The sequence below is a fragment of the Flavobacterium gossypii genome (genome assembly GCF_014138495.1).
In the GTDB taxonomy this organism is placed as follows: domain Bacteria; phylum Bacteroidota; class Bacteroidia; order Flavobacteriales; family Flavobacteriaceae; genus Flavobacterium; species Flavobacterium endophyticum.
This window is the reverse complement of record NZ_JACJIS010000001.1, coordinates 1612694-1636471: the sequence shown is the minus strand read 5'-3', so window position 1 is coordinate 1636471 and position 23778 is coordinate 1612694. Positions and strand designations below refer to the sequence as shown.

The window sequence follows — 23778 nt, the reverse complement described above, 5'->3', positions numbered from 1 at the left end:
GGCCTCTTTTTTTATTTTAATTGATCTATGACAACAGAAACAACTTTATCAACTGGAATGCTTCGCATAGCATCTTCATATCCTTCTACTTTTTTATTGCCATAAATTGAAGTCGGAAGCAGCGGATATTTTTCTCTATCAGAAACTATAGCAGTATCCATCGTCTGGTTAAAAGACAAGAATCCTGCGTACGGGTGTGTTGCGCCCCAAAGCGTAATTACCTTTATGCCCAGCATTGCCGCGATATGCGAATTGCCCGAATCCATTGAAAGCATTACGTCAAGGTTCGAAATAAGCTTTAGTTCTTCCTCGAATTTTAATTTACCGGCAACAGTAATCACATTTTCTTTTCCAGCGGCTAGCTGATCTAATATTTCAATTTCTTTAGTCCCTCCGCCAAACAGAAATATTTTATAATCTTGATTTTCGGCAAGCTTGTCGATAACTTGCTGCATCAAGTCTTGCGGATAAACCTTAGAATCGTATTGGGCAAAAGGAGCGATTCCGATCCATTTTTTATCCTTTTCTCCAGTAAGATTTAGAATTTCTTCTGTCAGATTAGCTTGTTTTGGAAAAATCGGATTTTCAAGACGTAGTTCAAAGCCAAGTTCTTTAAAAACTTGCTTATGTCTTTTAAACATCGATTTTACCGGCTTGAAAATTTTATTTTCCGCTCTTGTCAGCGCTTTCTTTTCTGCGCGTCCTTTGTCAACAAAAGCTGTTTTTTTGCCGCTCCATGCAAAAAGACTCCTCACTATTTTAGAACGAAGGACATTATGTAAGTCCGCAACAGCGTCAACCCCTAATTTTTTCAAATCTTTATACAATCGTATCAGTCCAAAAAAACCTTTATGCCTTTCTTTCAGATCGATTTCAAAAAAATCTAGGTTAGGAATTCCGTCAAAAAAAGGCTTAAAAAAAGGACGAGAAACTACGGTAAGCTTCACATCAGGATACTGTGCGGCAAAAGCTCTCAATACAGGAACTGTCATGGCAACATCTCCCATGGCAGAAAGTCTAAAAACTACTATATGCTTGATTTTTGGCATCTTTTAGAAATAAAAAAGACTTTTAAGAAACAGCTTGTCTCAAAAAAGTCTCTTGTCTTATTTGTTTTGCTTCATTCCGCTTAAGCCTTTCCTGATAAAGAAAACGCCAAATAATGCGAGAACGATTAATTTTAAAGGTTGGGATTGCTGCTGGCTTTCTAAAAAAAGCATTTCATATAGTACATATAGAAATGCAAGGAAGGTCACGCCGTAGACAATCTTGAAAAACAGTGGCTCGGAACTAATAAAATTCTTTTCTGCCATCCGTCTTTATTTTTTATTCTGATACAAAATCGGATTCAGATCATCGTCATTGTACATCTTCATCTGTTTGTAGACTTTCATGAACTTGTCTCCGTTTTCAATATCTGTAAGCAGATCGTCGATTGCTGTTGACAAATCCGAGCGCTGCTCCAAAAGAACATTTAGTTTAGTCTGGCATGCATTTCTGTGTTCTGGAGTAGCATCAGCTCGTGTTGCTTCTTCATGCATGTGGTAGATTTTCAAAGCCAGGATAGACAGTCTATCAAATGCCCACGCAGGGCTTTCTGAATTAATCTTGGCATTGTCTTTTACTTTAACGCCGCTATATTTTTTCAAGAAAAAGCTATCGATAAATTCAACCATGTCTGTTCTCTCTTGGTTTGAAGCATCGATTCTTCGTTTTAATTTCAAAGCTTCAACAGGATCAATATTTGGATCACGGATTATATCTTCAAAATGCCATTGCACGGTATCAATCCAGTTTTTCAGATATAATAGATGTTCAAATGTATCATTTGAATAAGGGTTGCTGATTGGCTGGTCCACGTTGTCATATTTATGATAATCCTGGATGCTCTGCTCAAATACTGAATACGCTAATTTTGAAAACATATATTTACAATTAAAATACAAATATACTTTTTATACCTTTATGGCTGGTAAAAATTTCAGATTTCAGAACCTTGAATTCCAAACCTTACACTTAAAAAACTATGCAAATACATTATTTATCAGAAGCCAACAGCGTACTGAATCATTTCTTGGGCCAAATTAGAAATGTCAATGTCCAAAAAGACAGCATGCGTTTCCGCAGGAATATTGAGCGGATTGGCGAAATAATGTCGTATGAATTGAGCAAGAACCTTCATTATAAAGATGTAGAAATCCAGACGCCGCTTGGCATCAAAAAGACGACCGAAATTCAGGATGACTTGGTCTTGTGTTCGATCTTAAGAGCTGGACTACCTCTGCACCTTGGTTTTCTGAATTATTTTGACAGCGCCGAAAACGGATTTGTATCGGCCTACCGCCATCATTATAATAACGACGATGCATTTGACATAAAAGTAGAATACCAGGCTGTTCCGAGCATCGAAAACAAAAATCTTTTATTGATCGATCCAATGCTGGCGACAGGCCAGTCTATGGTTGCTGTTTTTAATAAACTGATGGAAAAAGGAACTCCAAAAGAAGTGCATATTGCTGTCGTGATTGCTGTTCCGGAAGGAATTTCTTATCTCCAAAAACATCTTCCAGATTATTGCCACCTATGGGTTGCGACTTTGGACGAAAAGCTGAACGAAAAAAACTATATCATGCCAGGCTTAGGAGATGCAGGTGATTTGGCGTATGGCAATAAGTTATAATTGCGAGAAAAAAGTCAGTATGCTACAACCAACAATTATATAAACAAAAGTTTCTTTTAGCCAATTGACCTGCATAGACTCAATATGGTTGGTCGCCATGATGGCTACTGGAGCAAACGTATAAATCAAAAGACTATTATTCTTGTCAGAAGAAATCAGGAAAACAACCGCACCTATAATAAATGCGACAATAATTTTCTTGTAGGACGATTGCATATTCAACGGCTTATTAGGCAATGTCAAGGCTTGCGTAATAAAAAAGAAGGTTGCAGTAACTAGGTATAATGAAAGGGCAAAGTTCTGATAATTATTCGTAAAATAATTGAAATTGAAATCAATCAAAGCGCTATCAACTATCGTTTCTATCAAGCTTTGGTCAAAGATTAGGGCATACATCAATGCTATGACTCCGACAGCAAAAAAGGAAATAAAAGGCAGTACCCAGTTTCTATAATCTCTCGAGACATGAAAAAGGATGGAGACAAAAACAATCAAAATGAACAAAATACTCCAAAAGTGAAAGATTGCCGCTAGAAAAATCCAAAGCGAAGCATCGAATATTTTTTCTTTAGGCGTAAGCAGCGATTGCAAAGAAATCAATCTCCGCAACGCCAAGAGTATAAAAAAATTAGAAATAATCAGGTTAGTGTTGACTAATGTTGTCGGAAATAAAATTAGGAATGAAAAGAAGAAAAGGAAGGTATAGCTATTGTCTTTGCTCAATCCATTCTTTTTGGTCACGAAGTTTATGATAAAAAGCGAACCTATCAAAAGCAGCAGAAGTCCAGTCCTTGTCATAATCCCATTAACAGAATCAACCAATTCTGGAGCTTTTTGGAGGTATAAAAAATAGCATATAACCAGAAGCGCTGAAATAATTATATAATTTAACGGTCGAGATTTGCTAAAAACGCTTGTTATCATAAGGATATTTTATACTTTTGCAGTGTAAAGATACTACTTGTTCTAAAATGAACTATTATAAAGTTGGTCTGTACAAAAATTTTAGAAGATTCATAAAATAACAACATAAAGAAACGATATGAAATCATTTTTTGAAGGAATACAATATTTATTCGTAGACATTTTGTTCAAACCGCTTGACTTTTTCAGAGCTTTAGAACTAAAAAACTGGTGGGCTGCCAACACATTGAACTGGATTTTTATGATTATTTGCGCAGTAGCAATTGTTTACTGGATCAAACAGCTACAATTACACAAAGCCAATAACGACGAATTTCAAGATACTACGGCTCATTCTTTCTTAAAATAAGCCAAACTTATTATAATTAAAAATCCGAGAAGCGATAACTATTGCTTCTCGGATTTTTTATTGGATTATAAATCAAACCCGATATCTTTTCGGAAATACATCTTCTCAAATTTCAGCTTGTCAATATTTTGATAGGATTTTTGTATCGCTTCTTTAAAGTTATCGCCGTAAGATGTTACCGCCAAAACCCTGCCACCATTGGTTACTACTTGTCCATCAACGGTTTTAGTTCCCGCATGGAAAACAATAGAATCGGTAACATTTTCGATTCCAGAGATTGCTTTTCCTTTTTCATAATCTTCCGGATAGCCACCAGAAACGACCATGATAGTCGTAGCGCTCCTTGAATCGACTTCTAAAGAAACTTGATCCAGCTTTTCGTCGGCCACAGCCAAAAATAGTTCTACTAAGTCAGATGTAAGCCTCGGAATTACAACTTCTGTTTCTGGATCGCCCATTCTGACGTTGTATTCAATTACCATCGGCTCATTCTTCACATTGATCAAACCGATAAATACAAAACCTTTGTATTCGATTCCATCTTTTTGCAAACCGTCAATTGTCGGTTTTACGATTCTATTTTCGATTTTTTCCAGCAAAACAGCATCAGCAAACGGAACTGGGGAAACTGCTCCCATACCGCCTGTATTCAAGCCGGTATCGCCTTCACCAATTCTTTTGTAATCTTTTGCCGTAGGCAGAATCTTGTAGCTTTTACCGTCAGTCAAAACAAAACAGCTAAGTTCTATTCCGTCTAAAAATTCTTCGATAACTACTTTTGAGCTCGCCTGTCCGAATTTTTCATCGACAAGCATATTTTTCAATTCGGTTTTTGCTTCTTCTAAATCTTGGATAATTAGAACTCCTTTCCCTGCCGCCAATCCATCTGCTTTTAAAACATAAGGAGGACTCAACGTTTCTAAAAATTTCTGTCCTTTTTCTAAAGTTTCTTTGGTAAAACTGCCATAAGCTGCCGTAGGAATATTATGTTTTACTAGAAATTCTTTTGCAAATTCTTTGCTTCCTTCTAATTGAGCGCCCTTTTTTGACGGACCTATAACGGGAATATTCTGTAGTGCCTCATCATTTTTGAAAAAATCATAAATCCCAACCACTAAAGGATCTTCGGGCCCCACAACAATCATTTCTACTTTTTCTTGGAGTACGAAATTTTTTATCGCTTCAAAGTCAGTTGGACTAATATTGATATTTTTTGCAATTGCTTCTGTACCAGCATTTCCAGGTGCTACAAAAAGTTTTGAGCATTTATCACTCTGCAGCATTTTCCAAGCCAAAGCATGCTCTCTTCCGCCAGAACCTAATAATAAAATTGTCATTGTTGTGTAGTTTGTTTAATATGTGCCAAAATTAATTGCTTTTGAACATAAAAAATAATTAATTTACTAAAAACTATCAACTTTCGACTGTGTTTAAACTATTTGACTTTTCCTTGAAAATTAGTGGCTTTCCGATAAAAGAGGCTCGGCTGGAATTTGAGAATATTCTTAATATTCCTGAAGCCAGCTATGAGCATTATATTCTTGGGAAAAGAAAAGAAATTGTCGATTTTCACTTGAAGAACAATCATTTTTATAAGCAACTGGCTTCTGGAAAAACTTCTGATAATTGGAATAGTTTGCCTGTAATTACTAAAAAAGATTTGCAACAACCATTGCAACAAAGGCTCTCCAAAGGTTTTGATACTAAAAAATTATTTATCAATAAGACTTCGGGGTCCAGCGGAGATCCGTTTATTTTTGCTAAAGACAAATACTCCCATGCGATGACTTGGGCTTCAAACATGTATCGTTTTGGATGGCACGGTATTGACTTTAACTCTTCTTTCCAAGCGCGGTTTTATGGAATTCCTTTGGATTTTATCGGAAATAAAAAAGAACGCTTGAAGGACTTTCTGGGACATCGGTTTCGCTTTCCTATTTTTGATTTATCGGATGCTGTTTTGGAAAAGTTTTTAAATCATTTTCGCAATAAGAAATTCGATTACATCAATGGATATACGAGTTCTATCGTATTATTTGCCAAATATTTGGAACGAAAAAATATCTTACTAAAGGAGATATGTCCGACACTAAAGGTATGTATAGTGACCTCTGAGATGCTTTTTGAGAAAGATAAAATCTTAATGGAAAAGCAATTTGGAATTCCTATTGTCAATGAATATGGTGCTTCAGAACTGGACCTGATTGCTTTTGAAAATTCCAAAGGAGAATGGCAGGTCAATGCCGAAACCTTGTTTGTTGAAATTTTGGACGATGCCAATCAGCCAGTTCCTAATGGAAAAGAAGGTCGTATTGTAATCACTTCGTTGTATAATAAGGCCCATCCGTTCATTCGATATGATATCGGAGATGTTGGAATTTTAGCTACAGAAAGTACTTTTAAAAAACCTATTCTCAAGCAATTGATTGGTCGTATAAACGATATTGCGATTCTTCCAAGCGGAAAAAAATCACCCGGACTGACTTTTTATTATGTGACGAAAAGTATCATAGAAGACGATGGAAATGTAAAAGAGTTCATAGTAAAGCAGACAAAAATTGATTCGTTCGAGATAGAGTATGTAAGCGAAAAAGAATTGTCTTTGGAACAGATTTCTAAAATTGAGGACGCAATTTCCTTATACTTGGAACCAAATCTGAGATTCGTATTTGTGCAAAAGACTTCTTTGGCACGTACGAATCGAGGAAAGCTAAAACAATTTCAGTCCTTACTTTAGCTTAAGTTTTTTCACATATTTCTGCTTGATAAAAAAATGCACGAACAGGAAGCCGATCATGCAGCCTATTGAAGCGATAACATTTAATTTATGGAAGTTTCTATATACATTATAATTATGTCTCAATAGCGCTGTTTTTGAAGCCGAAATAGAATTTTCTCTGATTCTATAAATTGCCAAGCTTTCAGGAACTGGTTTTACGGTTTTTATTTTTTTCAAAATCGTGAGCCACATCATCCAGTCTTGGCGCTTTCTGGTAGAAGAAATTGTTATTTTTCCAAAAAAGGCCGAATCGTAAATACCTGTCAGATTTCCAATCAGATTGCTCCAGAACAATTGGTGATAAGTAAGGATTTTGGGCGCTTCGATTATTCTCTCCAAAGCGTTCCCATTTTCATCCATACATTCATAAAATGAAAAGGTGAAGGGCTGGTTTTCCGAAATCATGAATTTTATCTGCTTCTGAAGCTTTTCGGGCTTCCACAAATCATCTGAATCAAGAAAGGCAATATATCTACCCTTGGCTAGAGAAACTGCTTTATTTCGAGAAATTCCAGTTCCGTAATTTTGTTTTTGTTGATGTAGCTGGATTCTTTTATCATGAAGATAACTTTCAACAATGGAAATAGTCTTATCAACAGATCCATCATCGACTATGATCATTTCCCAATTTTGATAGGTCTGATTTTGAACCGATTTGATAGTGTCTGAAATAAATTTTTCTGAATTGAAAGAAGGAGTAATAATGGAAACGAGATGTTCTTCCATTGCTAATAGGCTTTTTCTTCTCCTTTTATTGCGTTGACTACTGTAAGGAAGATAATTTTTATGTCTAAAAGCAAAGACCAGTTTTCAAGATAAAAAATATCAAATTTTACGCGATAAATAATATCCTTATCGCTCTCTACCTCTCCACGGAAGCCTTTAGTCTGGGCAAGTCCTGTAATACCTGGCTTGATAAAATGACGTACCATAAATTTGTCAATTCTTCGGGCATACATTTCCGTGTGGCTTACCATGTGCGGTCTTGGTCCAACAACCGACATATCTCCCAATAAGACATTGAAGAATTGCGGTAATTCGTCTATGCTGGTTTTTCTAATGAATTTGCCTACTCTTGTTATTCTTGGGTCATTTTTAGAAACTTGATACAAATCTGCTATCTCATTTAGTCTCATGGAACGGAATTTATAGCAATAGAATTCTTTGTAATTCAATCCGTTTCTTTTTTGCTTAAAGAAAACACTGCCTTTTGATTCGATTCTTATCAATATCGCTAAAATCGGTATTAGCCATGATAAAATACCGATAATGACAACTAAAGAGAAGATAATATCAAATGCCCTTTTAATAACTTTATTTGCCGTTTCGTCTAACGGTATATTTCTGATAGATATAATTGGAATATAATCATAATAATCAAAAATTAAATTTCTCGCCAAGACTTCTTTATTGTCCGGAAGAAATTTTAGTATTTTTAAATTATTGTCTGTAAAATCAATAAATTTATTTACCTCAGCATTTGACAATTCTGCAAGAGAGCAGTAGATTTCGTCAATTTTATTTTCCATGACAAAATTGAAGCATTCTTCCACTTGTTCCTTTTTGTTTGGGACAAGAGTAAACGTTTTTTCCAGTTTATAACCATAATCTGGGTTCTCGTTGAAGAATTCTTCTAGCTGAGTTACACTTTTTCCATTACCTACAATAACAACCCTTCGAAAGTTTCCTCCAAAAACAACCCTAAATCTTCTTAAAGAAAAATAAATGAAAAATTTTGCAAGGCCTACAAGGATTAGCGAAAATGAAACAAATTGAATCATTTTTGAAGGCTCTGAGAATTTCAGATAAAATCCTATAAAAGCAAAATTTATAAGCAAGAAGAAGAAATATTGCTTTAGTATACTGCTAAAGATTTCAATAACCTTTGTATAACGATATACCTCATAAAATCCAATATTCCAAGCAATTACAAGCCACGAGATTGATATAAAAAAGTGATATCCTAATAGATTTAATGTTTGCGGCAATAGAAAGTTTGCTAGGATATTGATAATAATCAAATCTAGTATATATGAAAATGGCCTGATGTAGCCAGAATATCTTCCTGTTTTTTTGCGCACTTAAAAAATATATTTTGAAAAATCTTTATGTTCTTCCTTCAACAATTCTTCTGATGATAAAGATTTAAAATATTCATAGGTAATTCTCATTCCCTCGGATCTTGACACTTTGGCTTCCCAGCCTAGCAGCTCTTGGGCTTTTGTTATATCAGGCTGTCTTTGCAGCGGGTCATTTATCGGCAGCGGATGGTATACCACTTTTTGGTTAGTACCTGTCAACTTGATAATTTCTTCTGCGAAATCCTTGATCGTTATTTCATCTGGGTTTCCAATATTTACCGGAAGCACATAATCAGAATGTAACAGCCTATAAATTCCTTCCACCTGATCGTCTACATAACAGAAAGATCGGGTCTGCATACCGTCGCCAAATATAGTCAAATCTTCTCCTCTTAAAGCCTGTCCAATAAATGCTGGAATCACTCTACCGTCATTTAATCGCATTCTTGGCCCATAAGTGTTGAAAATCCTGACTATTCTGGTTTCAACGCCATGAAAAGTGTGATATGCCATTGTAATAGATTCTTGGAAACGTTTTGCTTCATCATAAACGCCTCTAGGCCCTATCGTATTTACGTTTCCGTAATATTCTTCTGTCTGTGGATGAACCAGTGGGTCTCCATAGACTTCAGATGTAGAGGCAATCAAAATTCTTGCTTTTTTTACTCTTGCCAATCCCAAAAGATTATGAGTCCCCAAAGATCCTACTTTTAATGTCTGAATAGGAATTTTAAGGTAATCTATAGGACTTGCTGGTGAAGCAAAATGTAATATATAGTCTAACTTGCCAGGAATGTGGACAAATTTGGTAATATCATGATGGTAGAATTCGAAATTCTCAAGCTGGAATAAGTGTTCGATATTTTTTAAATCACCCGTAATAAGATTGTCCATTCCAATTACAAAATAACCTTCTTTTAGAAAACGATCGCACAAATGGGACCCTAAGAACCCTGCCGCTCCGGTTATTAATACTCTTTTCATATCCGATTAATCTTTTAACGTGAAATATTTCATGGAAAAAAACACGTAATTTAACCACAAAAATAATGTTCCCAAAAATAGGATTATCATTTACAACAAAAAACTATAATCGTTAATATTTGAAAAAAAATAATTTATATGGTGAGAAAAACTTGGACAATAGCTTTTTAAGCTATCTTTTATGTTTAACTTATCATAAGATATTCGATTTGTAGATGTTCTCAAGTTTTTTGATATTATCAAGAATATTGAAATTTTCAATAAAATATTTTTTAGCATTCTGAGAGAATTTCAAATAGAGTTGCTCATCATTTAAAATTTCGATAATTTTTGTTGAAAAACTTTCTGCATTATTGTCTTTGATAACAAATCCATTAAAATTATTTACGATTAAATCTCTGTTTCCATCACAATCACTAACTACGCAAGGCTTCGATAAAGCAAGACTTTCAATAATGGAATAAGGCAAACCTTCGTAGCGTGCTGTAGAAATGTATAATTTTGAATCATTTATTATTCGGAAAATGTCTTCGCGGCCTGTCCAATCTAACAAGGTAATATTGGATTTTAAGTCTAGTTTAATTATTAAATTTTTTATCAAATCCAATTGAGGCGAATGATACCCGACTCCCATTAAAACCAAATGAATATTTTTTTGATGCTTTTTAATCTCAAAAATAACTTGAATCATCAATTCTATATTTTTTTGAAATGAAGGCCTTCCAACGGTACATATATATTCATCTGGCCAAGTTTTTTCAATCGAAAGCTCTGATAATTGATTTATTGGCTGAATAGAATTATTAAATAAAATTGTGTGTGTTTCTTTATATCCGATTTCTTTGGTAGCTCTATCTTTTTCAGAGTTTGAAGATGCTAATAATATTGAATTACCGTTTGCAAATAGTTTCTCTATAGTTATATAAATTCTTCTTTTTAAGAAGTTCTCAGTACTCAAATATGAATAGGCTTGGGGTGTATGTAAGACTTTAACACCTAATAATCTACCCACAATTCTGCCTACGATGCCTCCTTTTGCACTATGAGAATGTATAAGATCGGGCTTTTCTTTTTTTATAATCTTATACGTTTGTATAATTGATTTTAAGTCGTTTTTGACAGAAATATCTCTATTGATGGGTATTCTATAGCTTTTTACTTTTTGATTACTCTTATCAAGAAATATATTTTCGGTATCTTTTTGTCCATGAATAATCACATTTTCAAATTTTGTATTATCAATATTTGATAAGATGAGACGTAATGAGACATCAACTCCTCCAACTGAATGTAATATATGAACTATTTTATTCCTTTTCATTAGTATTGTTTTTTAATAAAAAAAGAGAGGCAAAAATGGCAAAGATGTAGCATCCAAATTGTCTAGAGAGAACATTTTCAAAGAGAAAGAAAAAAAAGAAACTTGCTAATATTGCTACAGCAAAAAAGTTATGTTTGTGCAGAAATATAGATAAAAAGTAAAATGATATTAGTATTAAAAAACCAATTATTCCAGAACTAAGAAAAAAGCCTAAAAACTGATTATGTGTATTAAATTTTCTTTCTAAAAACCATCCTCTTCTTGATTCATTACTTATTTTTTCAGAATAGCAATTAATTAATTTAGTGCTGATTTCTTTTTCGCTTTTAAAACCTACTGTATAATTAAATTCCTCTTGTTTCGTCAAATCATAAGCGCAAGGCCAAATTACATATCTCGGCTCGAAAATAGCAATTTTTGAAAGTGTTCCCTCTATGTCTTTGTTTATATGAAATCGCTCTAAAATGTTTTTATTGAGAGATACAATTGTCAATATTATTAAAAAACAAAAACCTACAAATGCGACTTTGTAAAGTTTTGAAATTTTCAAATAGAAAAAAATATACAAAAAAAATAAAAACAATAAGGAGATAAACGAGTTCCTAGCTGCTATAAGTACTATAAAAAAAATTGACAATGCGCTAAAAAATATAAATATATTTTTGTTTTTATCTTTATTCTTTATCTTTTCTAGTGAGAGTATTAATCCCATCAAAGCCATAAAACCAGCATAAGGCCTTTCTAAGACAAGAAGTTCATTCACTAATAATCCATCTCCAAGCGGAAAATTATTATAAATCAAATAGTGTTTCGTTATTTTGAAAATTGATACTGCTATCATTAGTTGTATACTAATTATAAGGGCAGTTTTAATTTTCTCTAAATCCTTAAGCTTTAAAAAAAGTATGGGAATTATCAGAATGAATAAATACCTACTAAGCAGCTTCTGATCTACTATTAAGCTATTGTTTAATAGAGCCTTAATATAAATAAAAATGAATAAAAAGTAAAGAATATAAAAAGGGCCTGTTTTTAACCTATCGAAATTGATTTTTTTTATATCTATGATAAAAGAAAATAACAGTAATCCGAGAACAATGCTCGGGAAAGCTAATGAAAAAGGCAAAAGAAGTAACATGCCTATAAATAAATAATCATAGTAATTTTCAATAATCTTCTTCATCCCTTGTAATTATAAGTTTATCTACTATTTGTAAAATTACTTTTTCCTAAGAACAAAAACATTATTAAAATAAACGCTTTTGTCTCCAGGAAGTAAAAATCCAAAAATAGAGCCTACGAAATTGAAGTAAATTATGAAAGGAACCAATAATATTTGCTTTAAAATTTTATTAGCGGGTAACAATGATTTTACATAATTAATACTAAACTGTGCTATAACTTTTATGTTATTTCCTGTTTTATGATGAGAAACTATTTCAAAACCATATTTTTCATATAAATATATTAAGGCTGGTGTTGTATAGCGACCGAAATCATGCGGCATTTCGTGTTCTTCCCACATAAAAGGAGTGGTAATTAGTGCTGTGCCATTTGGTTTTAGAACTCTTTGAAACTCAGATAATAGTTCTTCAATATTAAAAACATGTTCCAGAACCTCTGTACAGAGCATCGTATCGAAGTAATTATCTTCAAAAGGAATCGTCTTCCCGTCATAAAAAAAATCTACCGTATCTTGACGGTGTTCCCACCCTTCGATCTTTAAATCTATTCCTATGTATCTTGAAACATTAGTAAAATATTTCTGGTAAGGTTTCGTTCCGCACCCAAAATCTAATAATATTCCTGTAGCATTGAGAGCATTTTTCTTTATCTGGCTATTTAATTCTCTTCTTATTAAATAGTTATTGTTTATACAAAAGCCTAAAATTTTAGGTTCAAATTTCGCCTTTTGTATACTTTTTTTAAGGAAGTCTATCATTTTGTCTTTTTCACTTTTTTCATTGCTGCAATCCATTTATTAGGGGCTATACAAATAATGATATTTCTGATAAGCCCGTAAATAGGATAGTAACCAAAATAAAAATTATCTTTTATTACATTTAATCTGCTTCTAATTTGTTGATTCCTTTTCGATAATGAAATACCATTGGGATTAATCTCGACATTTACAAAACACTCTTCAAGGTTTTCTGTCATAAAGTGCTTAACCACTTTCATTGCAAACGCAAAATCTTCGGCTGATTTATAATTTGTGGGATAATATCCTACTATTTTTATGATTTCATTATCAAACATAAATGTTGGATGAACGAATACAGCATTCAAATATATGCGTTTTTTTATCTCGGAATGTTTTAATGGGAAATTATATCTGAAGATAAAATTCCCTTCCATATCAAAAGCATTGGCATTTGTTCCTATAAATTTTATGTGTTTATTATCGATTAGGAATTTATGCTGGATTGCAAATCTTTTTCCTACACAAACATCACCAACATCTAGCCTTGCCGTATATTGATAGTTATTTTTTAGAATATATTCTAAACCATGGTTTAAAGCATACTCAATTCCTTTATTTTTTTCTAGGTAGAGAAACTTTATCTTCCCATTTGCTTTAAATGCTTTGTTTAAAACATCTTCATCTATTTTTTCTACAGTACTTCCATCGTCAACAATAACAATATCTATAAATTCCGAAGAATCAATGGAGTTTATGGAAGTTATTAATCCTCTAAAATTATTATAATGAGGAATTAATAGTGCAACTTTATTCATATGCATTTTGCTGCTTATTTGTCAAAACTATTAAGATTGCCAAATATAACCAAAGTCCATACAATCTGAAAGTGTCAATTTGAAGTAAATTTATAAATAAACCGGATAATCCAACTAATAGAATTATTGCTAATACCTTTTTTTCATCGCTTTTGTTTTTTATGAGAAATCTAATTCTTTTAATACTGAAATAAATCAGAAAAATAAAAATTGAGATTCCTATTAATCCAGTTTCAGACAAGATCCTCGTGTACATATTGTAACTAGGAGGAAAGGCTCTTACAGCAGGATTTTTATATGCCTCCTCAAATTCATAATTATTCCTCATAGCCCAAGCAGGATAATGGAAACGACTATAATAAGTTTGTTGCCCGTAACCAACACCTATAATCGGATTTTCTAAGAAAACTTGAATCGCCGCATATTGCATTCCAAAACGGGATTGGTTTGATATATTTTTTGTCAAGTTACTTTTAAAATCAAGAGAATCTATTTTTTCTTCGAAAGCATTGATTATTTTTTCACCATTAAAGATAAAAATACATAGTGTTAAAAAAGAAAAAGCAACAGCTGTCCTGATTGCATTTCTTATTATTTTCTCTTTTGATACCGTTGTTAACAAGAAAATAATAACTTGGACGAATATTACAATCAATGCAGTTCTTGAACCAGAATAAAAAGTAAGAACAAGTATAAGTAGTGTTGGGAGGTATTTCAAAATACCTTTATTGGTTATTATATAGCTAAACATCCATCCTGATATTGTTATCAAATAAACGGCAAAAAAGGGAGGCTCGTCTGCAATTGAAGAAATTCTATCTCCTATATATTTTTTTTCGAAAAAAGGAAAATAATCCAAGATATAAAAAGCATATCGTGCTAATGAAATTCCATAATAGCCAGCTAATATTTCAAAAAAACCAACTATCGAAGCCATAAATAGGGAGTATAAAAAAACGGTCCTTATTTTATAAAGTATTTCTTTTAATTCCATTCTTATTAAAACATTGTAATAAAAAAGAAAAAAAACAATACTTGATAATAATAACGATACATATTGGCGTATAAATCTATTAATTCCTGTGGTATGCTTAAAATAGCTGTTTTCAACATTTTCTAAATTGAGCAATGTTGACAGAAAACACCAACCTAAAAACACCAAAATTATTTTAAAGACAGAGTTATATAAGGGTATCGAGATTTTTTTTTGAAAAAAAAGCAACAGAAAACCTAACAGAAAAAAATAAGCGCCTGACTCGTTTTTGAATTCGCCTAATGCTTTAACTCCGTCAAAAGAATTAAAGGGAAAGAAAAATAGGCCGAGAAAAAAAAGGAAATGGTACGGTTTATTTAATGAAAACATTTACTTTTTGATTTAAAGATCTGAATATTTCAGAGAGTTTAGGAGTATATATCTTATTTAGCGAGAAACCTAAAATATAACTTGTAGTAATTAATTTATTTCTTATTATAAACATCATTATGATTTCCAATAGTCCTTTATTTTTTAAAAGCTCATGTTTATATTGTTGAGAAGAAACAATCACATTATCATTTAATATGATTCTTTTATATAAAATATTTCTCTCTTTATTTGTAATTTGTTTGTCTGTTGCACTTTTAAATAAATAATATAGGGAGATATTTACAAGTTTTATAGCTTGAAATTTCTTTATTTCTTGATGAGGAATTGTAATATTTACAAAGCTTTTAATGTCGAGATTGTAATTTTCTATTATTCTCTCAAAAAAAGAACTTTCTGTTATCTTCCTAGAAGCGCTGCCGATAGTTTCTCTATAAAAATAACCACAATAATCAACAAAAAAAAGAGATTTCGCGTGATTGATTACTTGAATGTTAAACAATATATCTTCCTCTAAGGAAAATTTCTTCAAAAAAAGAAAATTATTTTCTTGTAGAAATTCTCTTTTATAAATTTTATTCCAAACTGCCGGCAAGACTATGTCTTCATTCGTGACTAGGCTGGGGATAATTTTTTTGTTAATTAGTAAATTATCATACAGGTAATCATACTCAAAAATAGTTCTTTTCTTTACATATTTGCCATCTCTGCCTAAATAATAATTAGCAACAACAACATCAGCCTTATTGTTTTCTGCTTTATTATATAGAACTTCAAACATATCAATTGCCACAAAATCGTCTGAATCAACAAAACCAATATATTTTCCTTTGGCGGCCTCAATTCCTGTATTTCTAGCAACACTAACACCGCTGTTTTTTTGATTAATAAGGATAATTCTTGAATCTTCTTTTTGCTGTTTTTGAATTAATTCGACACTTTTATCATGAGATCCGTCATTTACAAAAATAAACTCGCATTCATTAAGAGTTTGATTCATCAGCGACGTTATACATTCTTCTAAATGCTTTTCGCCATTATATACTGGAATTATAATACTTAATTTTACTTCCATAATTATTTTGTCCTAATAATTTTTATAGAATAATAAAACATTCCTGCAGCAACTAAAATTTGTGCAAATGTCGAAGCTATTGCTGTTCCAATAAAGTCAAAGTAAAGCGTCAAAATACATGTTAATAATAAACTAATACAGCCAGAATAGAAAAATACTTTAAGAAATTCTTTATCTTTTCCATTATTTAATAAGACTAACTTTCCGAACACCTGATCTAAAAAGGATAATAGTGGGAATAATATCATTATTCTAAAAATTAATACTGCTTTTTCATTAAAATTTTCAGCGTAAATTAGGTTAATAATATAATCGGAAAAAAGAAAACATAAAAAAACTAGAAATAAGATAGCGCTACCTCCTATTTTGGCAACTTTATTAACTATTTTTATTGCATTTTCTTTATCATTAACCATTTCCTTAGAGATAAAGGGATATAATGCGTTGATAATTGGCGCATTTAGGTTACTAATAGCTCTGACTACTTTTTCAACTGAAGAATAATATCCAACAGAACTATTTCCTGCAATAAATCCAATAATCAATAGGTTTGTATTAGATAACAATGTCATTTGCAGCTCCGATAAGAAGATATGCTTTCCATTTTTCAATTGATGAACTATGCTATCAAAACTTTGCAATATAAATCTTATCTGGAATTTTTTTGCTACTATTATTAGAGTTAGAATGCCTGAAAAAATAAATCCGCTTGAAGTAAATACTGGTACTAACCAATATTGGTTTTCATTTTTTACAAAAACAAAAATTGCTAAAGTAAAAAGTGTCTTAAATATGACATTAATATAAGTTATATACTTCATTTGTTGCATACCTTGAAATAGCCAAACTGGAGAAATGGCCATGCCAACAACTACACCAAAACTATAAAAATATAACTCAAAATGTTTTCGTAAAATGGGAAAGGAAAAAACGAGTACACTCAATATAATAATCCCTATTAAGAGAAGGAACAGCTTTGCCGATAGTACCTCATTAAATAGTTGTTCTACCTTTTTTTTATCGGATGAAAAAACAGAAATATCGCGAGTTGCTGTCGAATTAAAGCCATATTCTATAACAATCTGAAAGTATAACACAATAGCATTTACAAAGGCCAGAATCCCGTATTTTTCTACTCCAATGACAGCTAATAAATACGGAATAGTTAATAATGGTAAAATTAAATTAAGTCCCTGTAAAACAGATAATGATATGAAATTAGAAAAAAGAGTTTTTACTTTTTGGGATTTAAACATCATTTAATTTAATTTAACATTTTTAAAACTTTTATCCCTATAAACATAAAAAGGCTATCCACTCGAATAACCTTTTTATGTTTACAATAAAAAATAATGTGCTATTGAGCCACCTTTATTAATTCAGCTAACAAAGGCTCCTTAGATTGAAAATAAGGATCGTATTCCCCTTTGTCATTTTTCTTAAATGAATATTGTTTTGTTGCTGGGTCATAAACGATAAATTCGTTAGTTGAGAAATAATCATTTACTTTATCTTGGTTAATTTCAAACCTTTTCCCTTTGTAAGAAATCGTTATTTTCTTTATTTCTATCGGTTCTAAGCCTTTAAAATCATTACGCCCAATATCAAACCTTAAGTCTGTTCCAATAACTCCTTCTGGTAAATTGAATGTAGCAGTTTGTACAGAGTTACTACCCTTAACACCTAACCAAACAGCGTGATCTTCGTCAAACCACTGATTAGTACCATCTTTATAAAGCAAAATCATTTCATCATCTGCTTTAATAATTAAGTCAATAGCAACGTCAAATGTCTCAACTTTTGGTTCTTCAACTACAACAGGTTTCTTTTCTTCATTTTTACATGAAGTAAATAACGCTAAAAATAAACTAGCGATAATGATTTTTGTTTTCATTTGTATATTATTTTTAAAGCGCAAAAATATATATATATTTATTAATTTAAATAGTTTAAATAAATTATTTTCAGATGTTTTTATTATTATTTAATCAAACATATTAAAAATACTTTTTTTTGGTAAGACTACTACCCTTTTATGTGGTCCTTTTTTTAATAATCTGAAAATCTGATAGTTCTTCAAGCTGAATGGTCAAGAACAACTCACGTATCCCAAAATTAAATAGTATCTTTCATTTTTGACATCTGCGATTTATAAAATTCTCTTATTAGGACGATACCAAAGAAAATACATAAAAATACAATCGGGAAAATAAATTTCAATTTACCATTAAGAGACTGATTATTTTTAATGTTCAGTACTTCGCTATTTTCTTTTACAATTTTATCAGAAAACACCAATTCTAGCATTCTGCTTCCTTGGTCAAGAACAAGATCATTCTTAGTTTTTAAAACATCATTTAATTGAGTGTTTTCATTGTAGTAAACTAAATTGCCGCTTTTAGTATTTCCTTTAGAAGCTGCCGAAAAATCAGCTAACAGGCTATCTATTTGGTTTATTGTTGTTTTATTTGATTCTATTTTTAACTTGATATTTTCCAAAATTGTGCTTTGAATTTTGGAATAAAATTCACTTTTATTTAAATAATCAAGTATAGGTTCTACAATCTCTTTCCTGTTTATTTCTTTATTTGTGGTTAATATAATTTTATGGTTTGTGTAGTTCTTACTTGTTGTCTCCTCCTTCATGATTTTATTTAAATCACTACTTTCAGCCATAAGTTTTACCAATTCAAAATTTTGTTCTCTTGAGTTAACAAATTCATAAATATCGGATATCGGTTCGATTTCAATTTTTGATATTAATGTTGGTTTTTTAATACCAATCGCTTTTAAAAATTCGAAATCTCTTTCTTTTATTTTCGAATTAATTAAATTGACTTTTGCATAGGCATATTCAGTACTACCAAAATTCGGCTTGACAATCACTTCATGATTATATACTGTTGTTTTTCTATCCTGATAAAATCCTAACCCTGCTCCTAAAATAAAGAGAACAACCAAGATAATTATATTTCTTTTTACAAATAAGAGTCCCTTAAATATCAAAAAAAGGAAATTTTGATACATATTCCCTATTTTTTTTGAAACTTGTGCCAAATCAATTTCTTGATTGTCAGGATTGGTCTGCGAGTTTGAACTCATAAGTTAGTTAGTTTTTATGTTAAAGATTTGTTCTAATATTTTAATTGTAATAAGATAAGTTGGCTTCACTCCCGTGGTTCCAAGGCCTCCAGAAGCTAGGGTACTTCCTGTTTCTAAAGGATTATCCGAAGCATAATAGGCATATCTCACTTTTACGTCAGGGTTGATGCTTTTTCTGATTTTTGAAGCCGACTGGATGGCTTTTTGATAGTAAGCACCTTCCATTTCAAGACCGATGACACCCCATGTCGATTCGTGGAAGAATTTCAATAGGTCTTTGTTTTGGAGAGATGTTCCTAAAACAGAAACCATCGGTCCTGCATACACTGGAATTCCGTTTCCTTCAAACATTTCAGCTGTTAATTGGTTTTCAAAAGGATAATTATCGCCTGTTCCTTCATTTATATGTGCTGACGGAATCATAATATCGCCTTTTCCTCCTTCAAGAATACCGGCTTTACCCATTATAGAAACCGATTCCACATTTAGGAAATATTTATTCTTGCCGTCCTTATAAGGCTTTAAAAGCTCATCTATGGTTTCATACGCTTGCTCTCCGAAAGCGTAATCCATTACAATAATTACTGGTGGATGTGCTCCTATTTTTGCTGTTGGAAATGCCGATTTAGACCAGTCGATCTTGGCCGTGTCAAAAATCTGGACGTCAATGTTGGTTCCAGATGTGTCTGGTAAAGAAATCATTCCATATTTAAACGCAAATTCTTCTACTTTGCTTCTTACATCGTTGGCGCCAGGTTTGCTCAGTTCTTCAAAGATAAAAAAGTCGGACTTGTCTTTGAATTTTGTCTTCAGCGTATGCGTAGCGAAAATCGAATTCATAACACTGTGCATGTTAGCGCTGATGATATGAATCGGACGGTCCAGCAATTCATTCTGCTTTAATACTTCCTTGATGTTATTAGCCCAGATTTCTCCATGGATATGGTGTCCTAATCGTTCTCTCAGGATCGGGCTAAAAGTAATCGTTCTTTTGTTATTGAAGATTACCTCTTCAATGGCTAATTTTCCAAGCCAATAGATTACATGTAGGAAACGGTCTGGCTTTTCAGCTGTTCCGAAAGCTTCATAGATATCAAGAATTTCTTCAAAAGAACGTCCTAAAATAATCGATGCATGCGAAATTGCAATTTCTTTTTCAATCAGCGTAAGCTTTTTATTTTGAACAACGATTTGTTCTAATTTTTCCCAATCGCGTGTGAATTCTTTTGTGTTTTCATCGAGCAAGACTCTGTTTTTGATCTTATGCGATTCAATAAATATAAACGTAAGATGTGTCAGGATATCGTAAATATCCGAGCGTCCTCTCGTAATTTCAACATTCATTTGTTCGCTATCGATTCTATAGCAGTTTCTCTTTCTTTTTGGAGGAACTATTGCTGTAAAATGCGATTTTGAATAGCCTTCATCTGAAGTCAGATTAATAAAACGGCATTCTTCTATTCCGACAGGAAGCCTTTCAATGACATATAATAAACCGCTTAATTCTACTTTTTCTTCTGCAATTGTACCATAGATTTCTGGTCTTAACTGCAATAATGCTTCTCTTAATGTATCACCTGACACACCCATAGGCTTATAGAATCCTCTATTAAACAAATGGCGCATAGTGATGTATAGTTTTTCAATTGCCGCTGATGATTCTTGGGCTCTTGATCGTGATATATTTTTTGTTTCTTTCATTTCTTTTTATTTACTAACCTGCAAATGTAGGTTTTTTATTTTTTAGTTGGTAAGCGTAATGCTCATTGCTAGTTCTAAATAGTGGTCATGGTACTTCTTCATCAGCAGATTTTCATAGCTTTTGGGATTTTTCATTTTATGCAAACCACTTTGCGTCCAATTTCCAGAAAAATACCAGCAGGTATTTTCTTTGGAAGGTAAATATCCAAAAAAAGGCTCATACGTAAAGGTATCCATCCTTTTTATATTGCCTGTTATGTCTTTGTATTTTGGTCCTTTTTTATAAAATTTATTTTCATTAATTTTTAAAGCTTCTATGGCTATAAATATTCCCTCGGCAGGGATTTCAATATGGAACTCTTGCATATCGACTGTTGTATTCTTACCGCCATTTTTAACCAGAATTATATAATTTTCTTCCAAGATATCTTCTCCTGGAGAGCCATCCTGATTTGCTTTTAATACCCGCAGATTGATTTTAGCGTTATCAATTTTACTCTTTGTATATATCGTGATTTCCTTTAAAAAAGGATGGTTTTTTGCTTCCTCTGTATAGGCAAAATGTTTTGCCGTTGTTTGTTGACTATAGTAACGTATTTCTCCTCTGCCGTAATCATCGCCTATCTTGACAGTTTTTTGTTTTTTTGCCGGACTGATGACAACTTCTCCTAGTTCAAATACTTTTTTTGGCAACTGTACATTTTTTGCTTCTGTAACTTTTACTGTTTTGGTTTCATATCCTACTGCTGAAAAAACTAAATTTTTAGATGCATCGACAGCAATAGAAAAACTTCCGTCTTCTTCTGAAGAAACACCTATGGTTTCATTTTCTACTAGAATACTTACAAAGGGAATTGGATTTCCGGCCTCGTCTTTCACGACACCTTTAGTCTGCGAAAAGCTACAAAAACTGAGTAAAAAGAAAAATAATATTACTTTCATTAATTGGTTAGTGAAATTTTTAATCCTATTTCTAAATTCGTTTTTAAGTCACTTTCATTTCGAATGCTTCCGTCCTTATTCAAGAAAATTACTTTATTTTTTCCTAAAAAACATTTAATTCCTGGTTCATAACTGAAATTTTTTTGCCTCTGTTCTTCTGTTTGACCAACGACATTATTAAAATATTTATTTTGTTCCAGCTTTAAATATTCAAAACCAATCACGATACCTTCTTCTGGTATTTTTACCTGGTATTCTGATAAATCAACCGTATTGTTTTTATTTCCTTTTTTTACATAAACCAAAATATCCTCATTTACTACATCTTTTGTGGGAATACCTTTATGGTCAACATTAAAAATCCTTACTCTTAAAATAGCATTATTAACATGTGAAAATGTAGTGAATTCAATAGTACTGATAAAAGGATGCTGTCTTATTTCTTCGCTATATCTAATAAACTTAGCCGAAATATGAGTATTATCTCTTCCTGTATTTCCAAGTGTATACTCTAGCTTTTGGCCGGAGTATTTTCCGATAGTTGTTTTCTTATTTTTTTTACTGTTTTCAATCAAAATTTCCTCAAGTTCGAAAAGCTTTTTTACTAATATGACTTCCTGTACTTCATTGGATTTTAAAATTTTATCTTCAAAACCCAAAGCTGAAAAAATCAGATTTTCACCTTCCTTGGCTTTAATGGAAAAAGTTCCGTTCTCTTCCGAAGTTGTTCCGATATTTTGATTTTCAACTGAAATACTCGCATACGAAATTGGATTTCCAGATTCATCTTTTACTATACCTTTAACTTGCGACAAAACAAGAACACTGATAAAAAGTAAAAAGGCGATAATTGATTTCATTAATTAGTAAGAATTAAAGTTACCGATGGCTCATAAACCGTTTTGGAAGCTGAAAATGGATTCAGCTCTTCTTTTGTTTTTTTAAGCCATCTTCCACCAGAAAAACTAAATAAAAAGTCTCTTTCTACTGCATTATAAAGAACTAATGGGGAATAAGTCGTTTGGATTTTAGTAATATTTGTATTAAAATCGGTTATAGTTTTTTCTACTTTATTTTTCTTGATCAGTAATTTCTCAAAAACCACAAAGATTCCTGTCTTTGGCATTTCCAGATTAAAATCAGTTACGTCAATTTCACTCCTAGTAACGCCTTTTTTTATTGTAACTATATAATCTTTAGACAATAATTCTTCGCCAGGAAAACCATTTTCGTCAACTGCATACAAATGAAGCTTTATAGTCGCGTCGTCTATTCTGCTATCCGTCAAAATGATTGCTTTTTTAATCCAACGTGTTTTTTTATAGTCTGGAGAATAGGGAAAATACTTCGCGTCCATCCTAGGTCCGTTGTCGAAAGCTTCGGCAATGGCATTCTTGGTCTTTCCGATTTCGAGCTGTCTTTTTTCTTTTCTGTTATTGATTACGATTTCATCCAATTCATACGCCGTTGGCGATAGGCTTACGGATTGCGATTCAGAAACTTTGCAGATTTTTTTCCGATAGCCCAAAGCGGAAAAAATCAGGTTCTTGTTCTTCTCCGACGTAGCAATAGTAAATTCTCCGTTTTCTTCAGAAGTCGTGCCGATATTTTCGTTCTCGACCCAGATACTTACATAAGCAATTGGATTTCCAGTCAGGCTATCTTTTACGATTCCCTTAGTCTGGGCAACAACATTTACTGCAAAAAACAAAAAGCATATTGCTAATTTCTTCATTTG

At 32.1% G+C, this 23778-nt stretch carries 24 protein-coding genes; 3 read left to right on the top strand and 21 right to left on the bottom strand.

Translation table 11 applies throughout. The features are described 5' to 3' along the window. Positions 1-11 precede the first annotated feature (11 nt). From GGR22_RS07525 to GGR22_RS07515, 3 genes are read right to left on the bottom strand one after another with little or no spacing between them, the layout of a single operon-like run. Positions 12-1049, bottom strand: a complete 1038-nt coding sequence (locus GGR22_RS07525) for a glycosyltransferase family 9 protein (protein WP_246336926.1) — start codon at positions 1047-1049, stop codon at positions 12-14. A gap of 57 nt (positions 1050-1106) precedes the next feature. After that, positions 1107-1313, bottom strand: coding sequence for a hypothetical protein (locus GGR22_RS07520; protein ID WP_182493146.1), 207 nt, complete (start codon positions 1311-1313; stop codon positions 1107-1109). A 6-nt stretch (positions 1314-1319) separates the two neighbouring features. Further along, on the bottom strand, positions 1320-1925 hold the full coding sequence (locus tag GGR22_RS07515) for a DUF4254 domain-containing protein (RefSeq protein WP_182493145.1): 606 nt from the start codon (positions 1923-1925) through the stop codon (positions 1320-1322). Between the two features lie 101 nt (positions 1926-2026). Between GGR22_RS07515 and upp the strand changes: the two genes are divergently transcribed. Then, entirely contained in the window at positions 2027-2680 is a 654-nt protein-coding gene (gene upp, locus GGR22_RS07510; protein ID WP_182493144.1) for a uracil phosphoribosyltransferase, read from the top strand. On the opposite strand, the gene GGR22_RS07505 is transcribed toward upp, so the two are convergent. Then, complete coding sequence (locus tag GGR22_RS07505) at positions 2675-3502, bottom strand: DUF6427 family protein (protein ID WP_317169778.1); 828 nt, start codon at positions 3500-3502, stop codon at positions 2675-2677. The two genes, upp and GGR22_RS07505, sit on opposite strands and share 6 nt — an antisense overlap. Positions 3503-3722: 220 nt before the next feature. Between GGR22_RS07505 and GGR22_RS07500 the strand changes: the two genes are divergently transcribed. Continuing rightward, positions 3723-3953: a DUF6341 family protein gene (locus GGR22_RS07500; RefSeq protein WP_121375729.1), complete on the top strand. Its 231-nt coding sequence runs from the start codon at positions 3723-3725 to the stop codon at positions 3951-3953. A gap of 65 nt (positions 3954-4018) precedes the next feature. Here GGR22_RS07500 and purD read toward each other — a convergent pair whose 3' ends face one another. Beyond that, entirely contained in the window at positions 4019-5290 is a 1272-nt protein-coding gene (gene purD / locus GGR22_RS07495; protein ID WP_182493142.1) for a phosphoribosylamine--glycine ligase, read from the bottom strand. Between the two features lie 89 nt (positions 5291-5379). Here purD and GGR22_RS07490 point away from each other — a divergent pair, with 89 nt between their 5' ends. Continuing rightward, positions 5380-6690, top strand: coding sequence for a phenylacetate--CoA ligase family protein (locus GGR22_RS07490; protein WP_182493141.1), 1311 nt, complete (start codon positions 5380-5382; stop codon positions 6688-6690). On the opposite strand, the gene GGR22_RS07485 is transcribed toward GGR22_RS07490, so the two are convergent. The 16 genes from GGR22_RS07485 to GGR22_RS07410 form a co-directional block, all read right to left on the bottom strand. Next, positions 6682-7458: a glycosyltransferase family 2 protein gene (locus GGR22_RS07485; protein ID WP_182493140.1), complete on the bottom strand. Its 777-nt coding sequence runs from the start codon at positions 7456-7458 to the stop codon at positions 6682-6684. The two genes, GGR22_RS07490 and GGR22_RS07485, sit on opposite strands and share 9 nt — an antisense overlap. A gap of 2 nt (positions 7459-7460) precedes the next feature. After that, positions 7461-8813 (bottom strand): exopolysaccharide biosynthesis polyprenyl glycosylphosphotransferase, encoded by a 1353-nt coding sequence (locus tag GGR22_RS07480; RefSeq protein ID WP_182493139.1) that lies wholly within the window; start codon positions 8811-8813, stop codon positions 7461-7463. Further along, on the bottom strand, positions 8814-9797 hold the full coding sequence (locus GGR22_RS07475; protein ID WP_182493138.1) for a UDP-glucuronic acid decarboxylase family protein: 984 nt from the start codon (positions 9795-9797) through the stop codon (positions 8814-8816). A 193-nt stretch (positions 9798-9990) separates the two neighbouring features. Then, the gene (locus GGR22_RS07470; protein ID WP_182493137.1) at positions 9991-11118 is read right to left on the bottom strand and encodes a glycosyltransferase; all 1128 of its coding nucleotides are present in this window, start codon (positions 11116-11118) and stop codon (positions 9991-9993) included. Next, positions 11105-12301, bottom strand: a complete 1197-nt coding sequence (locus GGR22_RS07465; protein WP_182493136.1) for an O-antigen ligase family protein — start codon at positions 12299-12301, stop codon at positions 11105-11107. The genes GGR22_RS07470 and GGR22_RS07465 overlap by 14 nt, the downstream gene beginning before the upstream one ends. Positions 12302-12337: 36 nt before the next feature. After that, positions 12338-13060 (bottom strand): class I SAM-dependent methyltransferase, encoded by a 723-nt coding sequence (locus GGR22_RS07460; protein WP_182493135.1) that lies wholly within the window; start codon positions 13058-13060, stop codon positions 12338-12340. Next, positions 13057-13857, bottom strand: a complete 801-nt coding sequence (locus tag GGR22_RS07455) for a glycosyltransferase (protein ID WP_182493134.1) — start codon at positions 13855-13857, stop codon at positions 13057-13059. The genes GGR22_RS07460 and GGR22_RS07455 overlap by 4 nt, the downstream gene beginning before the upstream one ends. Then, the gene (locus tag GGR22_RS07450; protein ID WP_182493133.1) at positions 13850-14794 is read right to left on the bottom strand and encodes an O-antigen ligase family protein; all 945 of its coding nucleotides are present in this window, start codon (positions 14792-14794) and stop codon (positions 13850-13852) included. The genes GGR22_RS07455 and GGR22_RS07450 overlap by 8 nt, the downstream gene beginning before the upstream one ends. A 409-nt stretch (positions 14795-15203) precedes the next feature. Beyond that, positions 15204-16295: a glycosyltransferase gene (locus tag GGR22_RS07445; protein ID WP_182493132.1), complete on the bottom strand. Its 1092-nt coding sequence runs from the start codon at positions 16293-16295 to the stop codon at positions 15204-15206. Between the two features lie 2 nt (positions 16296-16297). Next, the gene (locus GGR22_RS07440) at positions 16298-17554 is read right to left on the bottom strand and encodes an oligosaccharide flippase family protein (RefSeq protein WP_182493131.1); all 1257 of its coding nucleotides are present in this window, start codon (positions 17552-17554) and stop codon (positions 16298-16300) included. A gap of 98 nt (positions 17555-17652) precedes the next feature. Then, positions 17653-18189 (bottom strand): hypothetical protein, encoded by a 537-nt coding sequence (locus GGR22_RS07435; protein WP_182493130.1) that lies wholly within the window; start codon positions 18187-18189, stop codon positions 17653-17655. 221 nt (positions 18190-18410) lie between these two features. Continuing rightward, positions 18411-19397, bottom strand: a complete 987-nt coding sequence (locus tag GGR22_RS07430) for a hypothetical protein (RefSeq protein WP_182493129.1) — start codon at positions 19395-19397, stop codon at positions 18411-18413. Between the two features lie 3 nt (positions 19398-19400). Further along, a complete protein-coding gene (locus GGR22_RS07425) occupies positions 19401-21098 on the bottom strand; it encodes a DUF6909 family protein (protein WP_182493128.1) in 1698 nt (565 codons plus the stop codon). 42 nt (positions 21099-21140) lie between these two features. Then, complete coding sequence (locus GGR22_RS07420; protein WP_182493127.1) at positions 21141-22040, bottom strand: carboxypeptidase-like regulatory domain-containing protein; 900 nt, start codon at positions 22038-22040, stop codon at positions 21141-21143. Next, positions 22040-22900, bottom strand: coding sequence for a carboxypeptidase-like regulatory domain-containing protein (locus tag GGR22_RS07415; protein ID WP_182493126.1), 861 nt, complete (start codon positions 22898-22900; stop codon positions 22040-22042). Before GGR22_RS07415 ends, GGR22_RS07420 begins: the two co-directional genes overlap by 1 nt. Then, positions 22900-23775, bottom strand: a complete 876-nt coding sequence (locus GGR22_RS07410; protein ID WP_182493125.1) for a carboxypeptidase-like regulatory domain-containing protein — start codon at positions 23773-23775, stop codon at positions 22900-22902. Before GGR22_RS07410 ends, GGR22_RS07415 begins: the two co-directional genes overlap by 1 nt. Positions 23776-23778: the final 3 nt, after the last annotated feature.